The sequence below is a fragment of the Mycoplasma miroungigenitalium genome (assembly GCF_013008635.1).
GTDB lineage: Bacteria > Bacillota_I > Bacilli_A > Mycoplasmatales > Metamycoplasmataceae > Mycoplasmopsis > Mycoplasmopsis miroungigenitalium.
The window spans coordinates 495,443-515,311 of the sequence record NZ_CP053096.1; the positions used below are offsets into that span (position 1 = coordinate 495,443).

Consider the following 19,869-nt stretch of genomic DNA (forward strand, 5'->3'; position numbering starts at 1 on the left):
TCTCCTATCTTGTGTTTCATGTAAATGATTTTTGTGCTGACGCTAACAACACGATTGACCAAGCGTATGGTAAAACAAAGTTTAATATGTTTTCAATTTTAGTTCCAATTTTTATTATTGAATCTTCACTTAAGTATGAACCGCTAATTTGGACAAATTTACCAGAGTATTGTTTCAATACTTCATTTTTAAGAGCATTGTAAACTCACGCAGTTGATAATTCCATTAAATTAGAACCTGGCCCAATATTATTGATTTCTTTCATCCATTTAAGATTTTCTAAAAGGTTTGCTTGCGATGTTGGAGCTTTTATTACAAGCATTGTTAGAAATCCTTTAGCTTCTTCAATTTGCTTTGCTGTTGAGTTTGTATCTAATAATATATTTAGTTGTTTTTCAATACTGTATTTCAATAAAGACTCAAAAGTTGTGTTAGCTGAGTATGAACCGTTTAAAGCATTTATTGTGCCGTATACTTCATTAACATTAAAAATGTTATATTTTCCATATTCGATTGAAGTTACAGTATTTTGGTCAAATCCATTCATAGTAATAACAAATTTATCTAACGTTAGGTCTGGGTTAATCGCTTGATTTTTTTCATTAATATTATAACCAAGCGATTTTGTAAAATTGCTCATGCTTTTTAATAGGGTTTCATATTCGCTATAAGTATATAAATTATTATTTAAAACATGATTTGAGTTGTTGACATAAAATGTTTGAGATGTGTGTGCTGCGCCTTGAAACGCCATTGTGTTTTGAACTATCGGAGACTTAAAAGGCGTTAAATATGATAAGTATCACATTGTTTTTACACCAGCAATCTGCGCAAGCGGAAGAACTTGTCCGGATAAAAACATAGTCAGTATTAATAAGGTTGACCCAATTGCTTGAATCATCAAAATAGATTTAGAAATAGATACCAAGAATAATCCGACTGCTAGAGAAACCATGGTTAAAATTATGAAACTGTATACATAACCGCCCCAGTGGATTCGCGTAAACAAATCTTTAATTGAAGATAAACGAACAGCAATGTTTTCACTTCCTAAAGCCACTGAATATAGTTCTTTACCTTCGATGAAATATCTACTTCCGAAAAATGCTAAGCTAACTAATCCTGTTCATAGACCCGAAAAAACCATAATTAAGAAGTAATAACATGCAATTACTAATAAAAAGTTTATTGGTTTTATGTTTGTTGCTCCAATCCTTTTCAATAAGGTTGATTTTTTAAATTCAAATAAAGCAGTTGGTAACGCAACGCAGGCAATTGCAAGCGGTCCAATTGAAAAAGTGGCTGCAATGATTATTTCATAACTAAAAATAGTACCAAGTATTATTGTAAAAACTATTGGGTAACAAAAAGCAAAAAAAGGACCAACGAAAGCTTTTCAGAAGTGTTTATTAATTATTTGAATAATGCCTCAAAATGTGTTATCAGATTTGTGGTTTATCGATTTTTTAAAAGGATTTTTTTCCTTATTGTTTATTGCTCAATTCTTCATATTGCTCCTAAATAAATTCGTCTAAACAAGCACCAAGAGACCCATAAATTTGAATAGTTTCTTCTTTTGTTCGGTCGTAAACCACTTTACCTTTGTTCATTATCACAATTCTGTCTGCCAGTTGTTCAATTTCTCTAATATCATGAGAAATTATTAATAATGTTGAATTAATTTCCTTGACATATTCCTTAATGAAATTTATCAATCTAGTTTTAATTTTTAAATCCAAACCTGTACTTAACTCATCTAATATAACTAATTCAGGTTTATTTATAATTGCTAGCAATGCATTAAGACGTTGGTGTTGACCACCAGAAAGTGAAGCGGCCTTATTAGTTAAGAATTCATCAACCCCAAACACTTTAGTCAGATATAGTAATTCCTTTCCAGATGTTTTTGCGCCGTAGATTTTATTAACTGAATTTATTACATCAAGTACAGTCAAACCCTGTGGATACGACGAATCTTGGAATTGGATACCTATTTTTGATGCATCCATTTTGTTGTTAACTACACCATCGAAAAGATAATTTATGACTCCGGATGTAGGTCTTGAAATTCCGACTACCATTTCGACTGTGGTGGTTTTGCCTGCACCATTTGACCCTAATAAAGCAGTGTTTAAACCTTTATAAAAATTTAAACTCATGTCATTGACGGCAAGCAGTTTGCCACCTTTTATTTTGAATGATTTTGTTAAATTTTTTATTTCAATTATTTTTTTATAATTTCTGTATTCCCGTGTTTCGATAGGCGGATGATTTGTAACTTTGTTATCATGTTCCATAAGTTGGTCAACCAAATTTTTAATGACTGGGTTTACATAGTCACCTGACATTTCTATATTGTTTTTTTTCATGTTTTCCTCTTTATTAAATAATTATACCTTAATATAAATATTAAATTCTTAATGATAAAACAGATTTTATGAAACAACTCTTCTTTTTATTTTCCTTAAACTATTCTAATAGCAGTATTTTGGAAAAAATAATAGTATTTTATAGGTAAGATTATAAATTTAAATATAAATTACTTTATAATATTAATAATTAATTAATAGGGAGTAATACTAATTATGAAATACAAAAGAATACTCGTTAAACTTTCAGGCGAGGGTTTAGCAAATAAGTCAAAGAGTTTAGCAATTGATTACACTTTAGTTGAAAACATTGCTCGTCAGTTAAAAAAAATTGTTGAAAAAGGAATTCAAGTTAGCGTTGTAATTGGCGGTGGTAACTTTTGAAGAGGGGCTAGTGCCGAAAAAAACGGTATTCCTCGTAATAGGGCTGACTACATTGGAATGATTGCCACAATTATGAATGGTTTAGCTTTACAGAGTGGTTTCGAAGAAATGGGCTTAAAAACCAGAGTCCAATCTTCTTTAAATATAGATCAAAGAGTGGCAGAATATTACATTAATGAAAAAGCTATAAAATATTTAGAAAATGGTGAGGTAGTAATTTTTGCCGGCGGAACAGGTAGACCTTACTTCACAACCGATACTGCTGCGACTCTTTGTGCATCTGAAATAGGAGCTGACGTAATACTTATGGGTAAAAATGGAGTTAAAGGCATCTATGATTCAGATCCAAAACACAATCCAAACGCAAAAAAATTTGATGTCATAACATACGATGAAATTCTTGAACGAAAATTGCAAGTTATGGATTTAACAGCAACATCAATGGCTAGGGATAATAATATCGGATTAATTGTTTTTGATATTCAAGAACCTGATGCAATTTTAAGAGCAATCGAAGGAACAATTGAACTAACGGAGGTAACTAAATAATGGAATTAGATTTATATTTATTAGATTTTGAAGAAACAGCTACAAAAGCTATTCATCATTACGGTTTTGAATTGTCAAAAATCTCGACAGGACGTGCCAACCCGCAACTAATTAAGGGAGTTAAAATTGACTACTATGGTACACCAACTTCACTTGAAGAATTAGCCAGCATATCAGTACCGGAACCAGCCCAATTGCTTGTAAAACCATTTGATATGTCATCAGTTAAAGATATTTGCAAAGCTATTTTGGCGGCTAATTTGGGTGTACAACCAGTTGATGAAGGTAATCAAGTCCGTTTAACATTCCCTGCTTTGACTTCCGAAAGAAGAAAAGAATTAGTTAAAAGTCTTGCAAAATATACCGAACAAGCAAAAATTGGCGTAAGAAACGCTCGTCAAGATGCTATGAAAGCTATAAAAGCCGATGAAGAATTAAGTGAAGATGAACAAAAAAGATATCAAGATGTTATTCAAAAACATGTTGATGCAAAAGTGGAAATAATAAATAAAATGACCGCTGAAAAAGAGAAAGAACTAACGAGTTTATAAGTTCATGAAATTCAAAAAAGTATCCTTTTGAACAGTAACTGCCTTATCTATTTTTGCATTTATTGCTTCAGCGATATTGCTACTTGTATTATTTATTGTTGCTGTAATCAACACTAAAAATAATGGTGCTCCACAAAAAGAGCTTGCTTATACATTTCTAAAATTGATATTATCGTTTTTTATTGTATCTGTGTTGCTACATGTTATTGCAATCCCGTTGGGAGTAATCTATTATAAACATAGGATATTTTATGCAAATGATTGAAATATTAGTGTATTTCAGTTTTTATTCCCTATCAGTGCAACTATTTCATTAATGGTTTGAAAAAGTCAAGAAGAAAAAATAAGAAATGCTCAAAAAGCAAATACATTGTCAAAAATTAAAGATTTAAAATCAATTGATAATCAAACCCAATAATTAAAAACGTGTATAGCGAATATACACGTTTTTCTTTGTTTTTAGTTAAATTATAGTCTTGATTTTTTTTACTTTTAATGGTTCTGTGCCGAAAGATTCGATTGTTGTTAAAAAAACTTTATATTCAGGCAATTTAGTAAATTTCAAAAAACTTTCTTCTGAACTTCAGCGTTCAAAAATCATGAACTTATCTGCAACTCAAAACCCGTCTATTGATAAATTCAATTCTTGTTGTTTAGACTTGTATATTCATTCCTTGATAAATTTATTGAATTCATCTTTGGATTCTTTTTTAATTTTTATTTCTTTTGAAACTATGTAAATCATATTTCCTCCATTTTTATTTTAATCTTGAAAAGAACATAAATTTATCAATAGGTTTGATGTTATCAAACTTATTGAAATCATGTAATTTGTCTTTGCTAAATCCTTTGATATTTAACGCACTTGCAACTTCTTCAATTTTTTGTGGCATAACAATTTGTAAAGCTCAACTAATTGAGTATATACCATTTAATAATCTATTTAAAATTAAATTTAATTCTTCTAAATTATCAGTTAGTTTTCAAGGAGTGGTTTCATCAATGTATTTGTTTAATTTTGAACTTAATTCGATCATTTTCTTAAATGCTTTATCAATTTTAAACTCATCCATAAGTACTGAAAATTCAGTATCAAATAATAAGATTGATTGTTCAATATTTAAATGAATTTCATTATCTGAACTTTTATATACGGTACCATTTTCGAATGAGTTTGAAATCATTTTAAGCGTTCTAGATACTAAATTTCCAAAATTATTCACTAAGTCAGCATTGACCATTTCTTTAAGTTTGTCTTCACTGAAATTTCCGTCTTCACCAAAAATTATTTGACTAGCAAAGTAATACTTAACCATTTCTGGGTGGTAATTTTTCAAAAGATATTCTGGTTCGATAGCATTTCCTAGAGATTTAGACATTTTGCGTCCATCTTTGTCTCTTAATAAACCATGACTCATTATATTGGTTGGCAATTTCATATCCAAAGCTTTTAAAAACATAGGTCAATAAATGAAGTGGAATCTAGAGATTTCTTTACCTAAAATATGAATAATTTCGTTACCATTTTCTCAATATTTACGATAATCTTCTCCAGGGTTTGTTAAATCAAATTTTAAAGCAGTAACATAGTTAAATAAAGCATCTAATCAAACATATAATGTGTGATTTGATTCTTCATTAATAGGAATTGCTCATTTTACATTAGTTCTAGTAACTGATAAATCTTCTAATCCTTCATTAACAAAATTTGACATTATTTCATTAAAAGTTTTATTTGGCAATAAAAAGTCTTTATTTTCCTGAACATAGCTTTCTCATCATGGTTGCATTTGTGATATTTTAAAAAAGTAGCTTTCTTCAGACATACGAATAAGCTCGTGTTTTGAAGTTGGGTGATAATATTTTCCTTCGATTTCTAACGCCTGTGCTTCAGTTAAAAATTCTTCGTCTTCAACTGAATACAAACCTTCATATTTGTCTTTATAAATAAATCCATTTTCCAAAAATCAAGAAAATATTTTCTTTACAACCAACTCATGGTTTGTGTTCGTCGTTCTAGAGAAATAATCAAAATGAATGTCTCATTTTTTTCACATTTCTTTATAAGCGGAAACTAATTCATCAACAAATTGTTGAGGATTTTTATTTAATTTTTCAGCTTTATTTTGGATTTTTTGTCCATGTTCGTCACTACCTGTTAAAAATTTGACATCATAGCCCATAATTTGTTTGTAGTTTGCAATAGTGCGAGCCATTATTGTTGAGTATAAATGTCCAATATGCAATGGACCTGAGACATAATAAATCGGGGTTGTGATATAGCATGTTTTTTTATTCATGATTCTCCTTAAACTTTTTTTGGTTTGTATAGCTCTTTAATTTCTGGCAGATATTCATGATCGATTTTATTTTGGGCATCATGAAGATAAAGGTTTGGTAAAAAATGAACTCCTCAACCAGCTTGATATCTTGCCTCTATTAATACCAATTTTGGTTTATCGTTGACTCTCGGGATTATCATTTGTATTCTTTTGGGCTCAAATTTGAATTCGCGCATATATTGAAAACAATCAACAATTCTTTCGACAGGAATAACCATAGTTAAATAGCCTTTTTGCTCGATAATTTTTGCACTGCCTTGAATAATTTGTTTTAAATTTAATTCTATTTCGTGAGTTGCGATTAATGTTTCTTCGCTAACATGTTTACTAACCTTCATATTTTCAGGTGGATAAAATGGTGGATTAACTACTATCGATTGGTATTTTGTTAGATTGTTACGAGTGTGATTTTGATAAAAATCATTAAAATCAACATGTATAACTTTAATTTGATTAGATTTATTATTAAGCTCAACATTCTTTTGTGCTAACTCAACTGCTTTTGATTGAATTTCAATTGCATCAATATTTAAATCTTTGTGTCGTTCACTGATAAAAATAGCTAATGCGCCATTATTAGTACCAATTTCAAGCATATTGGTAATGCGCTTGTTTATAAATACAAAATTTCCTAAAAGTATTGTATCTACAGAGTAATTAAACATATCCTTATCTTGATAAATATATAAATTTGAATCAAAACCTAGCGAATTTTTAACAAGCTTTCTATTTTCCATTTTTATTAAAATTTTTCTTTATTTTATTTATGTTATTTTTTAAGTTTTTAAAATAATCGCCGTAGTTTTTGACTAAACAAGCATCAATTTTTCCATTTATCGGATCTGTTTTTGTAACAACCACTGCTACTTTGTCACCTAAACGGTATCTATTTTTAGATTTGGCACCTATAATTTCAGTTGCTTCATCGTTTATTGAGTATTCATCATCAGTCATGGTTGAGATGTGAATTAGTGCGTTTGTTTTGTTTTCAAATTCAACAAACATACCAAATTTTAAAACACTTACGATTTGACAGTTAAAACTTTGACCTATTTTATTTCTAAAATATTCAGCATATAAAAGATCATTGGTATCTCTTTCGATTTGCATTGCTTTTTGTTCAGATTCACTTGTTTGTAAAGCTATCTGATCTAGAATCTTATTCATGTGCTCTATTTTAGTTCTATCATTATTTAATAAAATTTCACGAATCACTCTATGTACAATTAAATCAGGATATCTACGAATTGGACTTGTAAAGTGACAGTAATGTTTTGAAGCCAACCCAAAGTGTCCAATATTGTCTGGGCTATAAACAGCTTTTGACATAGTTCTTAAAAACATTATTTGCAGAAAACTATCAAATCTTTGTTGTTTAATTTTTTCTATTGTTTGTTGGAAAGATTTGGGGGTTATATTTTGGCCGCCTAATTCCACTTTTATATTTAAAGCATTCATAACTTGTTTGAAATAATTTATTTTCTCTTCACTAGGCGCTTCATGAACACGGAAAAGCAATGGTATTTTATGTTCTTCAAGAATTTTTGCAGTTTCTTCATTAGCTCTGACCATGAAGTCTTCAATCATTCTTTCACTTGTTCCGCTTTTGTCTACTACGACATCAATAACATGGTTATCTTGATCGAAAATTATTTTAGGTTCTTCAATTTCAAAATCTATATAACCTTCATCATTTTTAACATTTCTAATTTTTTGAGTTAATTCATAAGCTAAACCTAGCATTTTATTTAAATTATTATCTTCAAACCGTTTTTTATCATCAATAAATTCATTAACACGATTGTAAGTTAGTCTATATTTTGAGTTTATGATACCGGTAACTAATTTAGAAGAAATAGTGCGTCCGTAATTATCAATTTGTATGATGATACTCATTGTGAATCTATCTTCGTTTGGGTTTAAAGAACAAATTCCATTTGATAATTTTTCTGGAAGCATAGGAATAACTTGGTTAGCTAGATAAGTCGAAGTTCCTCTTTTTAAGGCTTCTTTGTCAATTTCACTATTTTCAGTAACATAATAACTTACATCAGCAATGTGAACTTGCAATTCATAATATTTATTATCAATTTTCTTAACACATATGGCATCATCAAAATCCTTGGTCGAATCACCATCAATTGTTACAACTAATTCATTTCTAAAATCAACACGTTTTTTCATTCCTTTTTCATCGATTGTATCAGGAATTTGGCTAGATTCATTTATGACGTTTTCTTCGAAACATTTTGGTAATTCACGTTCAGATAAAAGCGATTTTACATAGCATAATGGGTCGGATAAATTTGAAACTTTTTCAACTATATTAACTTCAATATTGCGGTCTTTATATGAATGTATTTTAGCCATGACTAAATCATCAAGTCGCGCATCGACATTGAATTCATTAATCATAAAATTAATATTTTTAAATTCTTTTTTTAGTGGTTTAAAAGTCATTTGGCCATTAGATAATTCTAATACACCACTAATTTTTTCATCATTACGTTCAACTATTGATGAAACAACACCAAAGGTTTTTTCATCTTTGTGATCCAAATATTTGTAGACATTTAATGTAACTGTGTCACCGGACAAAGCTTTATTAAAATATTGAGAAGGTACAAAAAATGACTCGTTGTCTTCGGGATTTAAATCATAAACAACATCAACGAAAGCAAATTTTCCTTCTGAAGCATATTTTAATTTACCAGTAACTTTAGTGATATTTTCCAATGCAATAAAAGTTTGATCCCTGAACAAACATATTAAAAAATCATCTGACATTTTACGCAATGTTGTTGTCAGTTCTTTGTTTTTTGATACAGGTATTTTTAACCCTTTTGCAATTTGAATGAACGATGTTTTTGGATTGTTTTTGATATATTCGTATATTTTTTCGGTATTTATCATAAATTATTTAGTGAAGATTTTAACGCACACAGCCAGTATGATTATTAAAATACCCATGGTGAACATTGTTCACTTCATGAATTTCTTCACACCCCTTTCTTTTGATGATTTAAATAGTTCCAAGTCGCCAGAACCAACTAATGCTCCTGAAAAGCCATTTGAGTCTGGAGACATCATTAAAGACACAATAATTACTATTACTGAAATAACAACAAGAATTATTGAGATTATTAAACTTGGCATAGTGCCTCCTTGATAGGTTGTATTTAATATTAAATTATACTTTTGAATTATATACTATTACTTGATATTTTATATGCGTTTGTATGTGTTTAGATGAGATTCATATTGGACCGATAATAAAAAAACGAAATTAAATTATTTCGTTTTTTGGAAGTTGTTTATAGCTTGCTCCATTTTTCTGAAATCATAAAAATCATCATATGGTAACTTAATATCAGGTTCAATTCCATCCTCTATTTGTGTGCGATTCTTGTTTAAAAATAAGTTATTTGAAGATATTGCAACTGAAGTTCCGTCAGCTAAAACGGTAGGCATAATTGAAGCCATCCCGCCACCAGTTTTTGCGCCAATTATTAAACCTAAATCGTAATCTTTAACTATTGAGGTTAGTAAATTTGCGGCACTAAATGTATTGTTGCTTACTAATAAAATAACTTGCTTACTTTTTAGTATATTTTTTGCTTGTATAAAGTCTTTACTTAAGTATTGCGTGCTAAATTTGCTCTCTGATAGTGTGGATTTGATTAGTGATTCATTTAAGTCATTGTAATTGTAAAATGATATTTCCTTATCTTTTGATAATAATTTGGCTATTCACAACATTATTGATAAATCTCCACCACCATTAGTTGATAAATCTATAATTATATTATTAACATCTTTGTGATTTTTCAACTTTAAAATCGAAGATAAGAATAAATTTTTTAATTCAAAATCCTTGCCTTTTACATTCATATTTTGAGTAAATTCGTCAAAAGAAATGAATAAATTATTTCTTAAATAGCCGAAGAAATTTGTGTTCTGATCACTATTTTCCAAAATCAAAGATCTTCTATTTTTTAATTGATTATCTAATTTAGCATATGTTTTTCTTTTGTTGCTTTGTTGATAATATTTAATGCGATAGTTGAATAAAGATGGAATGATTATATTAGAATGTAAATCATTTAGACTATTGAAAAAATTGAAATACGCCCCTGTGTAATTATCTGGATTAATATCTAACATAGCATCCCTGTATTTATCTAGGATTGATTCTCATGAAGTATATTCATAATACTTATTTAAACCATAATAATTATTCATAAGGAATTTTAATGAATTGTATGAATCTTCCCTAATCTCCTTAAAGGGCGTAATTCCGGGAAAGGCACAATCAAAGAAGTTTTTAAATTTTTTATTGTCAAAATTTACAATTTTTTCGAAAAGTTGATATTTTGTTCCGTCATAATATAAGTTGATATAGTTAGGCGATAAAAACAGAGTATTAAATATATAATAAGGTATTAAAATGTCATTTTCATAACTGATTATTTTAAAACCATATTCACTTGTTTTTATTTTTTTATCATAACCGAAATTGCAGACTTTTTTATTAATTATGATACTATCTCCAAACATTTCGACATAATTATTAACTTCTTGAGTCTTGTTTTTATCATATTTATTGATTATTATTTCATCATTGATCGCGTCGATTGTAATATCAGGCCCATCATATTTATTTAAAATATTTATCACTCATGGTTCACTGTTTTTATCTATTTTTCAGTATTTTTCGAATAACTGCAACGATTTTTTTATTTTAATATATGGTGATGCATTTCCTTTGGTGTAATAATTAAAATTATCGTATATTTTATTAATATCTTCTGAATCAAACTTAACAAAATCGGCTTTTTTTATTATGTTCAAAACTTGATCTCTTTCGTCAATGTCACTAAAATTTTGATTATTTTCATAATCTGTTGATGAATTGTAATTGATTTTATTAGAACATGATGAAGAAATTGCAAAAACGGACAAAACTGGAATAAAATTCAGTGTTTTTATAATTTTTATAAATTTTGAAATGTTTTTCATTGTTTTATCCTTTCATTTTCCTAGATTAAATATTTTAAATTCAGTCTTTTTTTCATCTTTATTATCTATTAAATTTATATTTTAACTATAATATTATAATTATGGAACATTTTCTCAAATGATGAGCTCTCTGTTAATATTATTATAATTCGGAAAAGCTTTTACCAAAAATAAATTTAAACTTTTTTAAACTATTTTAATTTACATTACTTTAAGTTAATATTTCTGCTTTTATACAATTAAATAATAATTAAAATGCGGGGTAATATCGAGCTGTTGCTCCGCTAATCAAATCAGTATAAATGTTTGTTAAGTTAACAGGTAAATATTAGTTCCTTATCATATGCAATTTAAAAAATTATTAATTTGCTAGGTTATGTATATATTAAAACCCGAGTCTTGTGTGTTGCCTCGTGTTCCTAAATTTTGTTTAATTATCTAAAAAAATAATATTGCAGGCACGTCTAAATCTGGACGTGTTTTTTATTTATAAAATTGCTATAAATATTAAAGGACTCTTCTTCAGTTAATTGAAAATAGCGATAAGTTGTGTTTACGGATGAATGACCTAATTGTTTTTGAACTACTTTTACTTCAGCGCCGTTTTTTAGCATGTGAGTCGCAAACGAACGACGTAAGCTGTGCAATGTAAACTCATCGCCAAATAGTCGATGAACAGCAGTCATCAAAGTTGCTCGAATAGGTAAAGACTTTTTACTAATATAAAACTTTACAATGTCCCAAGTATCTTGTTTATAAAAGAATTGACGATACTTATTCCCTTTCCCCAAAACATAAAGACGGGAACCGACTTCTTTAATCGTATAAAGTTCACTAATTCTGAGACCTGTCTCAAACAAAAATCTTATCACAATAAGACTGCGGTTAGTGCTATAAGTATTGCTTTCTCGTTGCGTTGTTTTAGCATAAAGTTCATCAATTGAGATTGTTGGAAAATATTTGACCGGTAATGGCGGTAACTTCAAGGCCATTAAGTCGTTAAGTTTTTCAACGTCATTAATATATTTAAGATATGACTGATAAAAGGTCTTACATGATAGTTGGTGGTTAGATTTTAGCGATAAAATAATCTTTTTAATTTGTTCGTGACTGCGCTTTTCAACGTCAATGCGACGAGCAAACGCTCGATAAGTATTTAAAGTACTAGGTGCTAAACCTCGATTTTCAAGGTATTTAAAAAATAGTTCGATTTTAGTCATTTCTACTCCTTACAATTTATTGCGTTTAGCAACTTCTGGATAGTATTTAATAATATATTCTTTTATTGCGGTTTTAGCGACAAAGCTAGAAGTAACTCCTTGCTCTTTTAAGTCGTCAATCGCATTTAATATTTCAGGCGAGTTATATAAACTTATTGTTCTGTTTTTTTTCATAATTTGTTGCTCCTTAATTAGTTGTGATATGTATCACATTAAAAGTTGTTTTAGTAGTTAAAGATTGTAATGCTGTCAATATACATAAGTCTTTAAAAACTGAATATTCGAATGTGTCGACGTAATGCCGACGACGTTGCAATATAGTCATAGTTATGTCCTTATAGTAGGCATTAATCTCAGATGCCTTTTTGTTGTTTTTCAAATGCTTCTTTTAATTCAGTTGCGCTTAAAGTTACTTCTTTAATAACGTCAAATTTGTTATATCTACCATTTCCATTCTTTTTTAAATTGAATTTAAAGTCGTCAGTAAAACCAAAGCTGAATGCATAACCTTGACGTCTTACAAGTTTAGCTGGATGGAAGAAGTAATAACCTGCATATTTAGAACTTTTTGGTAAGTAAATTACGATGCTGTTACCAACTGCATTCCCAACTTGCTCATTTGTTATTTTTAAATTTTGTCATATTGAATTGTTCATTTTAATCTCCTAAAATTTTAATGTGTTTATTTATGTAAGTTGCTTGCGATCTATTATTTGCTTGTGTCCTTACATTAATATTATAACTCTAAAAAACGTAATCAAAATAAAAAACATAAAAAACATAAATAATTTTTTTGAGCCTTTGTTTTCGTTATTTCATAAAAGGTATGCGTGCGTGCGTGCGTGTGTGCGTGTGTGCGTGCGTATATATAAGTATTATTGGCGATGGGGGAATGGTTAGTTTAGTTAGTTAAAAATTATTATAGTTTTAAATTTAGTTATTTTTTAAGTTGTTATGCGGTTAATGATCTTAAGTTTGTGCGTAAAGTTGTTAATTTTTAGAGAAATTTACGATGAGTGAAGTCGGGGTGGTAGGGGGGTAGTAGAAAAAAGTCGATACGTCATTTAACCCACCCGCCAACCTTCGTGCGTGTTTTTTTCACATTTTTCCACATTTTCTTAAAAAATTTCAGCGGTCAATTCACTAATTTTAAAGCTCCAAATACGTCAAAATACCTAAGAAAAAGTGAACGATGTACCTAAAAAAGTGAAAGATACCCCCCTTAAAAGTGAATATTTAATATAAAAAGTGAAAGATAAACGCTAAAAAAGTGAACGAACAGCTAAAAAAGTGAAAGGTCTAAAATTCAACTGTTCAAAATATTTAATAAGAGTGCTAAATTCTAACTTTCACTAACGACCCGAATAAATTCACTAATTCGGCAACTGCGTTCACTTTTGAACTTATAACTTTCACTATATTTACCATCATTTTCACTTTTTATACGACTTCGTTCACCAAAAATTTTAGTCGGAAAATCAAAAAACGCAAAAACGCTATATTTTTATATATTATTTACTATTTTTATTTATATAAAGACTATTATTACTACTAATTTAAAAAATATAATAAGAAAAATAAAGGTATTTAGCAGTCTAATAGGGAGAGTGCTAATAAAAAAAGAAAAAAATAAAAAAAATAAAACGAGTTACCCCCTTAAAAGTGACTAAAAAACGAAAGCCGACTCTATTTTTTAAAAATTTTTTTATTTCACTTTTTTACGTGTTTGTGTTATTTTAAAGACAAGCGCTTAATTCTCTAATTCTAATATTCAAGATAGGAGAATAATATGAACCTAAAGTTCAAAAATAAAAATGAAATAGAAAAACTTCGACAAGAATTTCAAAATATCAATCAAGACTTAAATCTCGATAACTTTACTAACTCGTTTATGTTATTAGCAATCGATGAGCAAATCACAAAATTAAAAGAAAAACAAAAAGCAGTTAATGCTTGATTTAAAGTTATAAAACCACAAAAGCTTCAAGCGTTACAATCTGAAATTGATTATGTAACTCGAGAAATCGAAAAAGAAACTAACCAGTTAAATTTAGAACGTGAAGCTTTAAAACGAGCTGACATTTCAACTTTAGAACGTGATTCTCATCCAAGCGAAGTAATCTTTTACGACAACACCAAAAAGTGAGTAACATCATCGCTTAAGAATTTAGCAATCTTGTATAAGCGTTATCAAACTTTACGACTTGAATTTATAACGTTAGAAGCTGATACACAACTTTATGCTTATGACGAAAAAGGACGGTTAGTTCTTAAAAGCGATGATAGTGAAGAAATTATGATAAACATACGCCATCATATTAAAGCAAACCTAGAAATTGAAGTCTCAAAAGAAAAGTTGAATAGACTGCTAATTGGCGAAAGCGAGAACTTGGAAGAAGATGAAGATTTTTAATAATCCGACGTGAAACAAAGTATTCGAGTTTTTTAAAAGTTATAAAGTTGACGACCCCGTCACAGCTTATAGTTTAAGCGTCGTGAAAGATAACACTAATAATTCGCTGATGACGATATATGCTTGTGCTCGTCATTTATTATTTCTTTATCGTTCGAAAACTGAAGTCGACTTTCCGTTTGTTTTTAAAGTTGATAAATTTCAAAAATTGGAGCAGTTTGCTAATCGCATCGTTATTCCAGAAACTAGCGAGCGTTTTATATTTCCTGACTTTCGTAAGTTTATGGCCGGTTTTATTTTAGGTTGAGTTTATAAGTCTGATGAGTCTAGTTTGATAACTAGTGAAGTTTTTGACGTTGAAGCCCGTAAGCAGTGAAAGTCGTCGTTTTGAGCGATGATTGCACTAGCGACAACTCGGGGATTGCTTGGGGATGGGAAAAGTGAAGTGTATTTTTGCGGAGCTCATAAAGAAAGCTCAAATATACCTTACAACATAGCACTTGGTTATATTAAACGGAATAAGGCCTTACAGTCGAAGTTTGAACGTTTTAATAGTATTAGAATCGTAAGCACTAAAATGGGGTTAATTAAAGCGTTGCCGTTTGATAAGGCGGGTTTAGAAGGTAAAAATCCAAGTTTAGTAATCTTGACTGAATATCACTTACACAAAGATAACACTATGCAAGAGAGTGCTAAAAGTTCCAAAAACTTATCAAGAAAAAATCAGTTAATTGTTTATGACACAACCAAAGGTAATAACATTGACAGCGTTTGCTATTATCGTGAAAAGGACTATAAAACATTTTTAACCGAACAAATTCAAAGTCCCGACACTATTCACCCAAACTTCGCAATATTTTTATTTTGTGCTGAGTTAGATGAGGCCGACATAGACAACTGACAAGACTCGTCACTTTGAAAAAAAGCAAACCCTGGCTTAGGAGTTAGTGTTAGTCTTGATGACTTATTAGCTGAGTATGCTACTATTACCAGCGCTCAAGCAGAAGCCGAGTTCAAAGCAAAGCGACTTGGGATTTGGAGTAATTCAGGAAGTGCTTACTTTACAATCTCACAAATTTTAGACAGTCAAAAAGAGTGCGAAGAAATTGTAAAAGATTATTTGACTACTCACTCGCTTTCAACTATTCCGGCACTCGTTGGGCTTGACTTATCAAGCACTAATGACACTACTGCAATAGCAATCAGTTGAGAAATTCCAAGGCCTGATGGCGAAAATATTTATGTTTTTAAAGTTCACGGTTTTATACCCGAAGAAAGTCTTGTTAAAAAGGAATTAAGCGATAAAGCAAGATACCGTGACTGACTCAACCAAGGTATTCTTACAATTAGCAAAGGAAAGATGATTGACTACTCTCACATCGTCAATAAATTGAAGGAATGAAAGCAAACTTACAACATTGAAAAAGTGCTTTATGATAAGTGAGAATTTTTTGCGATTAAGCAGAACTTAATCAATAATGACGTTTTTAGCGAGTATGACTTACAAGAAGTTAAGCAAGGTATATATTTAAATCCAGCATTTCAAGAATTTGAGATTAAACTGGCTAATAAACAGATTTATTTTATCGACAATAATGAAATGTTAATGAATCACATTTTAAACGTTCAAGTTAAACAAACTAACAGCTCTAGTGGAACGTTTTGAATTAAAAAATTAACGAGTAATTCGAGAATTGATGCGTTTATGGCCGTGTTAAATACGGTCAGCGAACGTCATAATGTTTTTTCTTCTACTTCCGATTTGATGTATAATATAATTACTTAATTTATTAGGAACTAAAACTAAAACACACAAACTTACAAACGTTTATACAACTTAAAAAAACTGGAGTTGTATGAGCACTGTAAAAACATTTTTTAAAAACATTTTTAAACGTAAACCAAATAAACTAACTGGTAGCGTCGAGCGTTATCAGGATTTTTCGTATTCTTTAAATGGTTATTCGACTAATTCCTTAAATAACCCACTTTCGGCAGCCGAGTTTTTAATGTATGGGTTGTGTGTTAGAGCAGTTCAACTAATCGCAAATGACATTGGAAAAGTTAATTTTAGACATTTAAAAATTTTAAGCAATGGTGAGCGTGTTCCGATTGCTAATTCGCAACTTTCAAAATTATTAAATACTTCGCCAAATCAAACGCAAACGCCCTGAGCTTTTAAAAAGACTTTAATTTGAAACTTAATGCTTCACGGTAAAGCTCCGATTTTAGTTGTCCGTGAACCTGAAAGCAACTCAATTGCCGAACTTTTTCCGATTTTCCCTAATTATGTAGAAAAGGAAGAAAATGAAAACGGAGTTCAATATTGATGAGTTAAAGGTGATAAACCGTTGCGACTTTATGACGATGAAATTATTTGAATTGATTATGAATTAATCCCCGGCTTTGAATCATTAAACATTCGAACCCTCTTCAAAAGTACAATCGCTAAGTTAAAAGAAAACGAAATATCGCTAGCTCGAGCTGTTACTTATGACTTACGTCACAACTTGCTAGTTAAAATTCGTGACGCAACTAATCGTGAACAGCGTGAGGAAGCAGAGAATGCAATTCGGGCAATGATTCAACGTCAAAAACAAACTGGTAGTCTTGGTATGGTCGTTGACCAAAAATGAGACGTTGGAAAAATTGGTGACCTTGTAAATATGCAAATAGACCATCAAACGCGAAACAGCATTGGCCGAGAGTTTGCAGCCAGTTTAGGTATTCCGCCGGCGAAGTTAGGTATTGACGACCCTAACAAATACAACTCGAGCGTTGAATTAAATCGAGCTTATGTTGACAACTCTCTTAAACCTCTATTAATTAATATTACGCAAGAAATGACTAAAGCAATCGGTGGACGTGATGAAGAAATTACTTACCGACCTATCGACCTTTTAAGCATTGACGCTAAAAGCATTCAAGAATTCGCGTCGAGTGGTATTAATAACGGATTTATTACTCCAAATGAGATTCGTGAATTGCTCGGTTTTGATAAACATCCCGACGGCGACAGTTTATTAGCAAACGGAACGCTTACGCCGGTTAATTTATTACAAAATCCAAATTTTGACGTCCCTAAAGAAAAGGGAAAGGAGGACACTTAATGAATAACAAAAAACTAGTCTATTTTTCACAGATTTCAAAAAATGAAGCAGTTGAAAATGACGGTAGTAAGACAATTGAAATGACAGTCGAATTAGACTCGTGAAGTCCAGTCTATACTAATATTCTCGGTAGCAAATATCGGGAAAAAATAGCATTAGACGCCTTCGACTTCGAACAACCACTCGAAGCTCAAAATATAAATAGTTATTTAGACCACAAAATGAGCATTGAGTACTTGTTAGCAAGCACTAAAAATAAGTCAATGAGCGTTCAAAAAGACGGAAATAAAATAGTCGCAAAAATTAAAAGCGACCCAAATAACTCATTGCTTAACAAGGTTGAAAAATGAATAGCTGAAGGAGTAGTTGAGTCTAACTCTTTCATATTCGAAAGCTTGGATACCGAGTTTAGAGAAGTTGAAGGTAATCCTGAACTTGATTACGAAGTTGTTTATAAACGTGGAAAACTTTTAAGCATTGACCCTGTTTACGCAGGTTTCTTCCCACAAAATAACTGCCGAGTTTATTCTCAGGATAGAGCAGTAGATGTTGCGCCATTGGATGCGTTTATCGAAGCTCAAAACAAAAAACAACAAGAAAAAGAAATGGAGAAAATTGATATGACAGATATCGAAAAAGAAAAACAAATTGAAGCGCCTGAAATCAACAAGGACGCTGAAAAAATTGTAGAAATGAACAATACAATTAATGAATTAAAGGCGTGCGTAGAGTCTTTAAAAACAGAACACAAAGACCGTTCAGCATTTTTAAAAAGTTTAGCGACTCAAAACGCTCCAGAAGTTAAAAATAGCGACTTAACCGACCAAGAATTTATTACATTGAAATCTAAATCGGCTCGCGGTGAAAAATTATCAGCAAGCGACAAATTAAAAATGTTTAACAAGTCAATCGACTTCTTAAGCGATGGAGATAAAAAAGAGTTAGAACTAATTTCTAAAAATATTGACTTACAAAAAAGAGCGTTAGATGCAACAACCGACTTAAAAGGATTAGCATTAATCGAAACAACAACTATGCCGGGAATTCTTACAGAAATTAACGCAATATTCCCAGAATTTACAGAATATACTCAAAAATTAAACTTGACTGGACTTGATGAAGTTTCTAAATCAATTTATGTACCAGCTAAGCAATCTGTAACAGCAACCGCTGAAGGCGCTTCACTACCAGACTTCGGGGGACAAACTTTCAAAGTTAAACTAAGTCCAAAACGTTACGGTTGAAAACTAAAACAAAACAATGCGTTATCAAATGGTGACGACGCTTGAGCAGCCCAAATTGCAGACGCTAAAAACTCAATTTGAAGAGGTTTAAGACATGAACTTTATGCTGGTTTATTCAAACATGCTGGCACAGCTTTTAACGCATCAACTTATACCGGTGGATTTACATTAGAAGCCAAAAGAACAACAGCAACAACTAACAAGTTTACATTTGATGACTTAGAAGTTGTATTGAAAGATTTAATCGCTAAATACGGCGACGGCGTGCTTGCTAAATATGTGATTGCAATGCATCCATCAACATTGAATGCGTTAGAAGTTGACTGAGCTAAAGGCATCGACGACGCGCGTAAAAAACTTTACGACCCAGTCGCAAGAACTTATCGTGGCGTGCCTATCTTAATTAGTGATGACTACCCAGATGACACAATTGAAAAAGGCAAAAAAGTCGCAGCTATCTTTGCTAAAGATTCGTTATTAGCATATGGTCTAAGCATTACCGTAGCAGGTGACCCTTACTCAGAGTTAGACAAAGATATGAGTGTTAAAATCATTCAAACTCGTGGTGAAATCAAACTAATCGACCCACACGTCAACTCGAGATATGTAGAAGTTAAATAAGCTTCTGCTTTTTTCTATATCGACTAGTTTTAAACGAAAGGAGAGAA

The 19,869-nt window shown here is 30.6% G+C and carries 18 protein-coding genes; 7 read left to right on the plus strand and 11 right to left on the minus strand.

What is annotated here, in order from left to right; translation table 4 throughout:
- Positions 1-4: 4 nt before the first annotated feature.
- Positions 5-1,510 (minus strand): ABC transporter permease, encoded by a 1,506-nt coding sequence (locus HLA87_RS02340; RefSeq protein ID WP_171111546.1) that lies wholly within the window; start codon positions 1,508-1,510, stop codon positions 5-7.
- Between the two features lie 7 nt (positions 1,511-1,517).
- On the minus strand, positions 1,518-2,369 hold the full coding sequence (locus HLA87_RS02345) for an ABC transporter ATP-binding protein (protein WP_237022738.1): 852 nt from the start codon (positions 2,367-2,369) through the stop codon (positions 1,518-1,520).
- Between the two features lie 216 nt (positions 2,370-2,585).
- Between HLA87_RS02345 and pyrH the strand changes: the two genes are divergently transcribed.
- The 3 genes from pyrH to HLA87_RS02360 are packed head-to-tail and all read left to right on the plus strand — an operon-like array spanning position 2,586 to position 4,271.
- A complete protein-coding gene (pyrH, locus tag HLA87_RS02350) occupies positions 2,586-3,302 on the plus strand; it encodes a UMP kinase (RefSeq protein ID WP_171111548.1) in 717 nt (238 codons plus the stop codon).
- A complete protein-coding gene (gene frr / locus HLA87_RS02355) occupies positions 3,302-3,853 on the plus strand; it encodes a ribosome recycling factor (protein WP_171111550.1) in 552 nt (183 codons plus the stop codon). Before pyrH ends, frr begins: the two co-directional genes overlap by 1 nt.
- 4 nt (positions 3,854-3,857) lie before the next feature.
- A complete protein-coding gene (locus tag HLA87_RS02360) occupies positions 3,858-4,271 on the plus strand; it encodes a hypothetical protein (protein WP_171111552.1) in 414 nt (137 codons plus the stop codon).
- Between the two features lie 45 nt (positions 4,272-4,316).
- On the opposite strand, the gene HLA87_RS02365 is transcribed toward HLA87_RS02360, so the two are convergent.
- From HLA87_RS02365 to HLA87_RS02405, 9 genes are all read right to left on the minus strand, one after another.
- Positions 4,317-4,598, minus strand: a complete 282-nt coding sequence (locus HLA87_RS02365) for an antibiotic biosynthesis monooxygenase (RefSeq protein WP_171111554.1) — start codon at positions 4,596-4,598, stop codon at positions 4,317-4,319.
- Between the two features lie 13 nt (positions 4,599-4,611).
- Positions 4,612-6,153, minus strand: coding sequence for a methionine--tRNA ligase (metG, locus tag HLA87_RS02370; protein ID WP_171111557.1), 1,542 nt, complete (start codon positions 6,151-6,153; stop codon positions 4,612-4,614).
- A gap of 8 nt (positions 6,154-6,161) precedes the next feature.
- Entirely contained in the window at positions 6,162-6,932 is a 771-nt protein-coding gene (locus tag HLA87_RS02375) for a tRNA1(Val) (adenine(37)-N6)-methyltransferase (protein WP_171111559.1), read from the minus strand.
- Positions 6,922-9,108 (minus strand): ribonuclease R, encoded by a 2,187-nt coding sequence (gene rnr, locus HLA87_RS02380; RefSeq protein WP_171111560.1) that lies wholly within the window; start codon positions 9,106-9,108, stop codon positions 6,922-6,924. The genes HLA87_RS02375 and rnr overlap by 11 nt, the downstream gene beginning before the upstream one ends.
- Before the next feature lie 3 nt (positions 9,109-9,111).
- Positions 9,112-9,351 (minus strand): preprotein translocase subunit SecG, encoded by a 240-nt coding sequence (secG, locus tag HLA87_RS02385; protein ID WP_171111562.1) that lies wholly within the window; start codon positions 9,349-9,351, stop codon positions 9,112-9,114.
- Between the two features lie 135 nt (positions 9,352-9,486).
- Positions 9,487-11,214: a S41 family peptidase gene (locus HLA87_RS02390; RefSeq protein WP_171111564.1), complete on the minus strand. Its 1,728-nt coding sequence runs from the start codon at positions 11,212-11,214 to the stop codon at positions 9,487-9,489.
- Between the two features lie 464 nt (positions 11,215-11,678).
- On the minus strand, positions 11,679-12,434 hold the full coding sequence (locus HLA87_RS03640; RefSeq protein ID WP_171111566.1) for a tyrosine-type recombinase/integrase: 756 nt from the start codon (positions 12,432-12,434) through the stop codon (positions 11,679-11,681).
- 9 nt (positions 12,435-12,443) lie between these two features.
- Entirely contained in the window at positions 12,444-12,608 is a 165-nt protein-coding gene (locus HLA87_RS02400) for a hypothetical protein (protein ID WP_171111568.1), read from the minus strand.
- A gap of 173 nt (positions 12,609-12,781) precedes the next feature.
- A complete protein-coding gene (locus HLA87_RS02405; RefSeq protein WP_171111570.1) occupies positions 12,782-13,090 on the minus strand; it encodes a hypothetical protein in 309 nt (102 codons plus the stop codon).
- 1,133 nt (positions 13,091-14,223) lie between these two features.
- Here HLA87_RS02405 and HLA87_RS02410 point away from each other — a divergent pair.
- From HLA87_RS02410 to HLA87_RS02425, 4 genes are all read left to right on the plus strand, one after another.
- Positions 14,224-14,847 carry a hypothetical protein gene (locus HLA87_RS02410; RefSeq protein ID WP_171111572.1) on the plus strand — a complete coding sequence of 208 codons (624 nt, stop codon included), beginning with the start codon at positions 14,224-14,226 and terminating at the stop codon, positions 14,845-14,847.
- Entirely contained in the window at positions 14,834-16,633 is a 1,800-nt protein-coding gene (locus HLA87_RS02415; RefSeq protein ID WP_171111574.1) for a terminase TerL endonuclease subunit, read from the plus strand. Before HLA87_RS02410 ends, HLA87_RS02415 begins: the two co-directional genes overlap by 14 nt.
- Positions 16,634-16,703: 70 nt before the next feature.
- Positions 16,704-17,957 carry a phage portal protein gene (locus HLA87_RS02420; protein ID WP_171111576.1) on the plus strand — a complete coding sequence of 418 codons (1,254 nt, stop codon included), beginning with the start codon at positions 16,704-16,706 and terminating at the stop codon, positions 17,955-17,957.
- A complete protein-coding gene (locus HLA87_RS02425) occupies positions 17,957-19,822 on the plus strand; it encodes an HK97 family phage prohead protease (protein ID WP_171111578.1) in 1,866 nt (621 codons plus the stop codon). The genes HLA87_RS02420 and HLA87_RS02425 overlap by 1 nt, the downstream gene beginning before the upstream one ends.
- The last annotated feature ends 47 nt before the right edge of the window (positions 19,823-19,869 follow it).